Genomic DNA, 6,384 nt, shown 5'->3' with positions numbered 1-6,384 from the left:
GGGGGGGGGCGCCGGCATGGCCGGCGTGCAGCGCGCTGTCGTCGCGTACCTCTACACGGGAGGGAGAAAGGGCTGCGCGCAGCAGGGCTTCGATTTGTGCGGGTTCTGCGGTCATCGGCGTTTGTGCTTGTCCTGGTGGGAGCCCGGCCGGAGCCGGAAGGTCAGTCTTGGAAGGCGCGGCGGGAATGGCCCGCCGGGGCGCTTACTCGGAGGTGTTTTCCTGCATGTGGCGCGACAGCCAGACGCTTTGCGCCAGGATGAACACCAGCATCAGGCCCATGCTGCCGAACAGCTTGAAATTGACCCAGGCATCGGTGGAGAACTGGTACGCCACGTAGAGGTTGACCACGCCCATCACGGCGAAGAAGGCGGCCCAGGCGGCGTTGAGCTTGCCCCAGGCGGCTTCCGGCATGGTCACCTGCTTGCCCAGCATGGCGCGGATCAGGTTCTTGCGCCAGATCAGCGCCGACAGCGTCAGCGTGGCGGCAAACAGCCAGTACAGCACGGTGGGCTTCCACTTGATGAAGGTCTCGTTGTGCAGCAGCAGCGTGGCGCCGCCGAACACCGAGATGATCACCAGGCTGACCCACTGCATCGGCTCGACCTTGCGGTGGCGCAGCCAGACCCAGCCGATCTGCACCACGGTGGCGGCGATGGCCACTCCGGTGGCGGCGTAGATGCCCGCAAACTTAAAGGCGACGAAGAACAGGATGACCGGAAACAGGTCGAACAGGAATTTCATGCGGACTGGATTGAGCGACGCGAGGTCGAGGGCAGGGTTGGCGGCGAACCGCCGCGCGGGCGGTTCGGGCTTAGCGCGGCGTGTCGGGCGATGTCGGCGCGGCGTCACCCGCATCGAAGTCGGCGGGGTCGCGCTCATCGAATTTTAGCGCAGCCGAGTTGATGCAGTAGCGCAGACCGGTGGGCGCGGGGCCATCTTCGAAAACATGGCCGAGATGGCTGCCGCATTCCTTGCAGCGGACTTCCACCCGTACCATGCCGTGGGTGCGGTCGGTGTGCTCATCGATCACCTCGCCGTTGATGGGGCGGAAGTAGCTGGGCCAGCCGCAACCGGCGTCGAACTTGGTGCTGGCTTCGAACAGCGGCGTGCCGCAGCCGACACAGCGATAGGTGCCACGCTCCCAGTGGTCCCAGTAGCGGCCGGTGAAGGGCCTTTCGGTGGCCGCCTCGCGGGCAACGCGGTATTCGATGTCGGAGAGTTGCTCGCGCCACTCGGCTTCGGTCTTTTGCGTGGTCATATCCGGCTTTCCTTTCTGGTTGGCTGGGAAACGATCGCTTTTCGTCACCCACGGCCAGTTGGTCGTATCTCGACTGCCAATCCTTACAGCGTGGCCGCGTCCTTATGACGAACAGCTCACTTCCAGTCCCGCGGCCCAGTCCGGCGGCAACGCGGCATAGCCTTCCGCCTCGGGCTGCTCGTCGAAAGGGCGCGACAGCACAGCCAGCAGACGGTCAACCTCGCTGAAATCGTTCTCGCGAGCGCGGCGGATGGCGGTTTCGGCCAGGTGGTTGCGCAGTACGTACTTGGGGTTGACCGCCAGCATGGCCACCGCCCGCGCGGCGTCGACGGAGTTCTCGGCACGCAGCCGTGCGCGGTACTTGTCGGCCCAGGCATCCCATGCCGCGCGATCCAGGAACAGGTCGCGCACCGGCGCATCCTGGCTGCCATCGACGGAAGAGATGCGGGCGAGGTTGCGCCAGAACAAGGTGTAGTCCACGCGCTGTGTGTGGAGCAACTGGAACAGGTCGGTCAGCAGCGGTTCGTCGTCCTCGTCGCCGGCGCCCGTCGGACGCAGGCCCAGCTTGTCGCGGTATTGCCGGAAGAAGGCCGCGGCATAGCGCTCGCGGAACGGATCGAGCGCGGCGCGCGCGGCTTGCACCGCGGCATCGGTGGCGGCCTTGCCGGCTTCGCCTTCGCCCTTGCCATCGCCTTCGCGCCACAGCGGCATCAGGGCCTGGGCCAGGCAATGGAGGTTCCAGAACGCAACCTGCGGCTGCTGGCTGTAGGCGTAGCGGCCCTGCGTGTCCGTGTGGTTGCAGATGTGGTTGGCGTCGAAGGCATCGAGGAAGCCGAAGGGGCCATAGTCGATGGTCAGGCCGAGAATCGACATATTGTCGGTATTCATCACGCCGTGGCAGAAGCCTGTCGCCTGCCAATGCGCCATCAGGTCCGCGGTGCGCAGCGAGACTTCGCGCAGCAACGCCTGGTAGGGCTGCCTGTCTTCGCGGCATTCCGGCATGAAGCGGTCGATGACGAAGTCCGCGAGCTGGCGCAGCGCGCCGATATCCTCGCGCGCGGCGAAATGCTCGAAATGGCCGAAGCGGATGAAGGAGGGCGCCAGCCGTGTCACCACGGAGGCGGTCTCGATGGTTTCGCGCCGCACAGGAGCGTCCGAGCCGACGATGCACATGGCGCGGGTGGTGGGCACGCCCAGCGCGAACATGGCTTCCGAGCACAGGTATTCACGGATCGAGGAGCGCAGCACGGCGCGGCCGTCTGCCATGCGCGAGTAAGGCGTCATGCCCGCGCCCTTGAGCTGGATTTCCCAGGGGCCGCCGGCGGTGCGCGCTTCGGCCAGGCGGATCGCGCGCCCGTCGCCCAGCTGGCCGGCCCAGACGCCGAACTGGTGGCCGGAATAGACGCTGGCAAGAGGATCCGCCCACTCGGGCACGTGATTTCCTGCAAAAATTTCGATGAAGCTACGCTGTGTTGCATCATCCGCGTTCCAGCCCAGCAGGCCGGCGGCCGCCGGCGACACGCTTACCAGCCGTGGGGAGGGTAGCGGCGTCGGGGCAAGCCGGGTAAAGAAGCGCGCTCCCAGGTCGGCAAAGCCGGGCACGGTCGTGAACGGCGGGACGGCCGCGGCCGCGTCCGGTTGGGCGGGGCTGGCGGCTTCAGGCAAGGCGCGGGGGGCGCCGGTTGGCTCGGGAGAGTTCACTGAGGCATCACTGTGGGTGGCTGGGCACTGCAGCGCCAGCATGTCGAATTTCTCGCAAGTGCGCTTGCAGGCTAGGGAAAACGACATGTTGAGGTGCAACATGGCAGGCGGTATTGTACTTCCACGCCGTCGTTCGCATCTCTGACCGCCGTTGCCACCACAATGTTTCCGGTTATTCCTTAAGTCCCGTCCCCGACGCACCGCGATGGGGCCGGAGTGCAGCAACCCAGCCTTCCGGATATGGCGCTGCACAACGGATTCCCGTTGACGTTTCATCAATGGATGGCAACAATCGGCCAAAAAATAGAACGGTTGTTCGTTTTTCTGGTGAATCTCAAAAAATTTCAGGAGACTATTCCATGGCATTGATGGGTCAAATGATGAGCGAACCCCTGCTCATTTCCTCCATCATCAAGCACGCCGCACGCCATTATGGCGGCACGGAAATCGTCTCGCGACGGACCGAAGGCGATCTGCACCGCTATACCTACCGCGACTGCGAGCTGCGTGCCCGCAAACTGGCCCAGGCCATTGCCGCGCTGGGCGTGCAGTCGGGCGACCGTGTCGGCACGCTGGCCTGGAATGGCTATCGTCACCTGGAGATCTACTACGCGGTGTCGGGTTCGGGGGCGGTATGCCATACCGTCAACCCGCGCCTGTTCCCTGAGCAGGTCGCCTACATCATCAATCACGCCGAGGACCAGTACGTCTTCTTCGATGCCACCTTCCTGCCGCTGGTGGAAGGCGTGGCGGCGCATTGCCCGGGCGTGAAGGGCTGGGTGATGATGAGCGACCGCGCGCACATGCCGGCCGACGCCAAGGTGCCGCTGCTGTGCTACGAAGACCTGATCGACGCGCAGGACGGCAACTACGCCTGGCCGCAGTTCGACGAGAACACAGCGTCCAGCCTGTGCTACACCTCCGGCACCACCGGCAACCCCAAGGGCGCGCTGTATTCGCACCGTTCCACCGTGTTGCATTCCTACGCGTCCGCGCTGCCGGATGCGCTGGGGTGCTCGGCGCGCGACGTGATCCTGCCCGTGGTGCCGATGTTCCACGTCAACGCGTGGGGCCTGCCGTATTCGGTGCCGCTGGTCGGGGCCAAGCTGGTGCTGCCGGGCGCCAAGCTCGACGGCGCCTCGCTCTACGAATTGTTCGAGCAGGAGAAGGTGACCTTCTCGGCCGGCGTGCCCACGGTGTGGCTGGGCTTGCTGCAGTACGTGCAGGCCAACAAGCTCAAGTTCTCCACGTTCCATCGCACCGTGATCGGTGGCTCGGCGGCGCCGCCGGCCATGATCCGCACGCTCAAGGAACTGGGCGTGGAAACCATCCACGCCTGGGGCATGACCGAGATGTCGCCGCTTGGCACGTCATGCAGCCTGCTGGCTAGCCACGACGGCCTGCCGGAAGACGAGCGGCAGAAGATCCAGGAAAAGCAGGGCCGCGTGATCTACGGCGTGGACATGAAGATTGTCGACGGCGACGGCAACGAACTGCCCTGGGACGGCAAGGCCTTCGGCGACCTGCACGTGCGCGGTCCCTGGGTGATCGAGCATTACTACCGCAACGACGCTTCGCCGCTGGTGGATGGCTGGTTCCCCACGGGCGACGTGGCCACCATCGATCCCGACGGCTATATGCAGATCACCGACCGCAGCAAGGACGTGATCAAGTCCGGCGGCGAGTGGATCTCCTCGATCGATATCGAGAACGTGGCAGCCGCCCATCCCGCGGTGCATATGGCGGCCTGTATTTCCTGCTATCACCCCAAATGGGATGAGCGCCCGCTGCTGGTCGTGATGAAGCGGCCCGGTGCCGAGGTGACGCGCGAGGAGTTGCTCAAATACTTCGAAGGCAAGGTCGCCAAATGGTGGATCCCCGACGATGTGGCTTTTGTTACCGAGATTCCGCTGACCGCCACCGGCAAGATGCAGAAACTCAAGCTGCGCGAGCAATTCAAGGACTACCGCCTGCCGGCGGCCTGACCCCAAGCGAAGGCGGCCACAGAGCCGCCAATCCTTGCCGGCCATACGGTCGGCGCCTGCACGAAGGTTCGAGGCGCGCCGAGGTTTCGGGAGAGGGCGCCGCCGCGAACCGGAAATTACAGCCAACAATAAAACCGAAGGAGACAAGCATGATCAGATTGCGTCCGCTCGTGGCCGCCACGGCCATTTTCGCGGCAATGGGTTCCGGGGTTGCGGCTGCCGATACGGTGAAGATCGCCTTTATCGATCCGCTGTCCGGCCTGATGGCGCCGGTGGGCCAGAACCAGCTCAAGAGCTGGCAGTTCGTCGCCGACATCGCCAACCAGAAAAACTGGGGTGGCGGGCACAAGTTTGAAGTGGTTGGCTTCGACAACAAGCTCTCGCCGCAGGAAAGCCTGACCATCCTCAAGCAGGCGGTGGACCAGGGCATCCGCTATATCGTGCAGGGCAACGGCTCCTCGGTGGGCCTGGCGCTGGAAGACGCGGTGGCCAAGCACAACGAGCGTAATCCGGGCAAGGAGATCGTCTACCTGAACTACGCCGCGGTGGACCCGGACATGACCAACAGCAAGTGCAACTACTGGCACTTCCGCCTGGACGCCAACTCCGACATGAAGATGGAGGCGCTGACCACTTACCTGGCCAAGGATCCCGGCGTCAAGAAGGTCTACCTGATCAACCAGAACTACTCTTTCGGCCACCAGGTGGCGCGCGCCGCCAAGGACTACCTGAAGCGCAAGCGTCCGGACATCCAGATCGTCGGCGACGACCTGCACCCGCTGGCCCAGGTCAAGGACTTTGCCCCGTACGCGGCCAAGATCAAGGCCTCCGGCGCCGACACCGTGATCACCGGCAACTGGGGCAGCGACCTGGCCCTGCTGATCAAGGCTGGCAAGGACGCAGGCCTGACCACCAACTACTACACCTACTACGGCGCCACCACCGGCGTGCCGACCGCCATGGGGCCGTCGGAAGCCGGACGTGTCAAGTACGTCGGCTACTACAACCCCAACAACAAGGGCTTCAAGGGCGGCGATGTCATCGAAGGCTTCAAGAAGAAGTACAACGACGACTTCTACGTGATGGCCGCCTACACCGGCATCGCCATGCTGGGCAAGGCGTTCACGGACGCCAAGTCGACCGATCCGGTCAAGGTGGCCAAGGCGCTCGAAGGGATGAAGGCCGACAGCCTGAACGGTACGGTGGAGATGCGCGGTTCGGACCACCAGGCCCAGCAGTCGCTGGTGGTGGCTACCTGGACCAAGGTCGACGGCAAGGAGATCAAGTTCGACCAGGAAAACACCGGCTTTGGCTGGAAGACCGATGCGCTGATGGACCAGTATGTGGCAGCGCAGCCGACCTCCTGCCAGATGAAGCGCCCGGGCTAAGCCTGCGCTTGGCGGGCAGCGCGGCCAGGTCCGGCGCGCCAGCCCGATCCT

The 6,384-nt window shown here is 64.5% G+C and carries 5 protein-coding genes and 1 pseudogene; 2 read left to right on the top strand and 4 right to left on the bottom strand.

The window, feature by feature from the left end:
• The 4 genes and pseudogenes from CF70_RS38980 to CF70_RS18660 form a co-directional block, all read right to left on the bottom strand.
• Positions 1-187: pseudogene (locus tag CF70_RS38980) on the bottom strand (hypothetical protein); the annotation flags it as partial.
• Between the two features lie 15 nt (positions 188-202).
• Complete coding sequence (locus tag CF70_RS18670) at positions 203-742, bottom strand: septation protein A (RefSeq protein WP_035867747.1); 540 nt, start codon at positions 740-742, stop codon at positions 203-205.
• A gap of 70 nt (positions 743-812) precedes the next feature.
• Positions 813-1,259, bottom strand: coding sequence for a peptide-methionine (R)-S-oxide reductase MsrB (msrB, locus tag CF70_RS18665; protein WP_035867745.1), 447 nt, complete (start codon positions 1,257-1,259; stop codon positions 813-815).
• A gap of 102 nt (positions 1,260-1,361) precedes the next feature.
• On the bottom strand, positions 1,362-3,002 hold the full coding sequence (locus CF70_RS18660) for a protein adenylyltransferase SelO (RefSeq protein ID WP_152561850.1): 1,641 nt from the start codon (positions 3,000-3,002) through the stop codon (positions 1,362-1,364).
• A gap of 317 nt (positions 3,003-3,319) precedes the next feature.
• Between CF70_RS18660 and CF70_RS18655 the strand changes: the two genes are divergently transcribed.
• Together CF70_RS18655 and CF70_RS18650 are read left to right on the top strand one after the other, a co-directional pair.
• Positions 3,320-4,945 (top strand): 3-(methylthio)propionyl-CoA ligase, encoded by a 1,626-nt coding sequence (locus CF70_RS18655; RefSeq protein WP_035867743.1) that lies wholly within the window; start codon positions 3,320-3,322, stop codon positions 4,943-4,945.
• Positions 4,946-5,094: 149 nt separating this feature from the next.
• A complete protein-coding gene (locus CF70_RS18650) occupies positions 5,095-6,333 on the top strand; it encodes a branched-chain amino acid ABC transporter substrate-binding protein (protein WP_035867739.1) in 1,239 nt (412 codons plus the stop codon).
• Positions 6,334-6,384: the final 51 nt, after the last annotated feature.

The organism is Cupriavidus sp. SK-3 (assembly GCF_000611145.1).
Taxonomy (GTDB): Bacteria; Pseudomonadota; Gammaproteobacteria; order Burkholderiales; family Burkholderiaceae; genus Cupriavidus.
This window is presented reverse-complemented; position numbering and strand designations above follow the sequence as displayed.